This window comes from Paracoccus sp. UBA889, assembly GCA_002294185.1.
Lineage (GTDB): Bacteria > Pseudomonadota > Alphaproteobacteria > Rhodobacterales > Rhodobacteraceae > Paracoccus.
Map to the genome: position 1 here is coordinate 16656 of DBFD01000069.1, position 2570 is coordinate 19225.

The 2570-nt window shown below is 61.8% G+C and carries 2 protein-coding genes and 1 pseudogene; 2 read left to right on the forward strand and 1 reads right to left on the reverse strand.

Translation table 11 applies throughout. The features are described from left to right. Positions 1-554 (reverse strand): annotated as a pseudogene (locus B4L36_RS16190) (ABC transporter ATP-binding protein); the annotation flags it as partial. 374 nt (positions 555-928) lie between these two features. Here B4L36_RS16190 and B4L36_RS13975 point away from each other — a divergent pair. Both B4L36_RS13975 and B4L36_RS13980 read left to right on the forward strand, forming a co-directional pair. Then, positions 929-1621, forward strand: a complete 693-nt coding sequence (locus tag B4L36_RS13975; protein ID WP_292958373.1) for a GntR family transcriptional regulator — start codon at positions 929-931, stop codon at positions 1619-1621. A 183-nt stretch (positions 1622-1804) separates the two neighbouring features. Beyond that, positions 1805-2570 (forward strand): MATE family efflux transporter (locus tag B4L36_RS13980; protein ID WP_292958375.1); only part of this gene is annotated, 766 nt, incomplete at its 3' end.

A 2570-nucleotide genomic window follows, 5' to 3' on the forward strand; every position in this document is an offset into this window, starting at 1 on the left:
GATGGCGACCCGCTGCCTTTGCCCGCCCGACAATTCCGCGGGCCTGCGATCCATCAGCGGTGCCAGATCCAGCATTCCGGCAGCCTTGTCGGCGGCCTCGACGATCTGCGCCCTGGGCGTGCCAAGCTGTTTCAGCGCCAGCCCCATGTTGTCGCGCACACTGAGATGGGGATAAAGCGCATAGGTCTGGAACACCATGGCGATTTCCCGCCTGGCCGGGGCCACGTCGTTCATCCGCCGCCCCTCGATCAGCACATCGCCCGAGGTCACGTCTTCCAGCCCCGCGATCATCCGCAGNNCGCGTAGTTCTGGAACACCATGGCCACGTCACGATCCTTCGGCGCGACACGGTTCACGTGCCGCCCGTCAATCGTGAGGTCGCCGTCCGAAATCTCCTCCAGGCCGGCGATCATACGCAAGGTCGTCGACTTTCCGCAGCCGGATGGGCCGACGAGCACGACGAATTCCTTTTCCTGAACTTCCAGGTCGATCCCGTGGACCACCTGCACCGCACCGTATGCTTTCACGATACCGCTGAGATGTACGCCAGCCATGACTTCTCCCTCTGATGCCCCGTCTGCCGCCGACGTTCTCTCGAACGACCGACTCGACCATCCCTCCAACTGGTATACTAGTAATTTTACTGGAATACTAGTAGTAGTTGTGTTAGAAAAGAGTCGAATTAGCTTAGGTTGCTGAAATTAGATGTAATTTTGGAAGTAAATCCGGGACCGAGAAAGGACCTGAGGTCCGCCCGCCGCCGCGAAATACATGATCCACGACCTTGCCGGAACGGGTCGGAGTACAGATCGGACCACGACAGCGGGACAGGGTGCAGGGGTAGTCCCAATCCGGTGGCGATGCGGGTGACCCCGCATGGCGCGGTGGCCCCCGCGACCGGACGGTACGATAAGATGGAGAACACGCGATGGACCAAGTAACGCAACTCGGCGAACGGCGGACCACTGTGGACGACATTTTTGATCTTCTTCACGAGGAGATCCTGAGCTTGCGGTTGCGCCCGGGCGACAAGATCTCGGAGGCCGACATTGCGGCTCGCTTCGGCGTTTCGCGTCAACCGGTCCGCGATGCATTCAGCCGACTCGCAAACCTGGACCTGCTGCTAATCCGGCCCCAGCGAGCGACCGAGGTGAAACGCTTCTCGATGAAGGAGATCGTCAAGTCGCGATTCGTTCGCGCAGCGGTCGAAAGAGAGGTTTTGCGCCACGCCGCCGCTCAGTGCGACACGGCCGGTGCGGCGAGACTGGACGAGGCCCTTGCAAGGCAGGACCGCGCCATCTTCGAGAGGGATGTCGAGGGCTTCGGCACTCTGGATTACGAGTTCCACAAGACGCTGTGCGAGATCGCCGGGATCGACTTCGCCTTCGACATCATCATGACCGAAAAGGCCAAGGTCGACCGCCTCTGCATGCTGGGTCTCTCCAAGGAGGACCGCATGCCCGAACTGGTGGCCGACCATCGCGCGATCGCCGAGGCCGTGAAGGCGCATGACGCCGGCCGAGCCATCAAGATCGGCATGCTGCATCTCTCCCGGCTCGACAAGACGATCGAGAGCATATCCCAGAACAGCGCCCACTACTTCGAGCTCCCGGCCGCGTAGAACACCGACAGACCAATCAATCCCTTCCACGCTCGCCGCAGGCGCGATTTTGGCGACCGCCAGGTCCCCCATTGCCCTTGCCCACCCGAAAGCACTTTCCCGATGTCCGTGACACCCATCTCGATTCAAGATGCTGGCCCGTCCGGCCCTACATGGCGAAACGTGCTTGCTTTCGCGTGGCCGATGACGCTGAAGGCGATCATTCTGCAAGGTACGGTAGTGATCGACACTTACCTCGTCTCGGCGCTCGGCGAGACCTCGCTCGCCGCCATGGGCCTCGCCGCCGCAATCGCCGGGATTGTGCTGGGTGGCATCCTCGCATTCTCGAACGCGATGCAGATCCGGATAGCGCAGGCCTATGGAATCGGCGAGACGTTGTTCCTGAAATCCGCGCTTGCCTCCGGTCTCGCTGTCAGCCTCGCCATCGGCGTGATCGGCCTCATCGTGATCGCATTGTTCGGCGGATCTGTGATCGACGCCATGGCGCCGAGCGCAGAGGTTGGCGCACTCGCGCGGGACTACCTCGCGGTCTTCTCGCTGGTGATCTTGGGAGAGGCGATCGGCCAAACCCTGTCGAGCTATTTCAATGGCTGCGGCGCAACCCGGATTCCGCTTTACGGTTTCTGCCTGTCGCTGCCTGTCAACGTCGCTACCAGCATCGTGCTGATCCACGGATACCTGGGCCTTCCTGCCTTCGGCGTCACGGGCGCGGCGATTGGCAGCGCCATAGCAATCGCGATACAGGTCGCCTTTCTGGTTCACCGCTTCCTCCGCCGAGACGGGCACATCCTGCGAGCGCAAGGGTGGCGTCAGGGAACCTTTCCGGCAACGTTGCGCCGCCATCTCGGCTTTGCGCTCCCGATCGCTGCGACCTTCTTCAGTGCCACGTTCGCCGCCCAAGTGTGCACGCTGATCTATGCCCGGCTGAGCCTCAACGAATTTGCCGCGA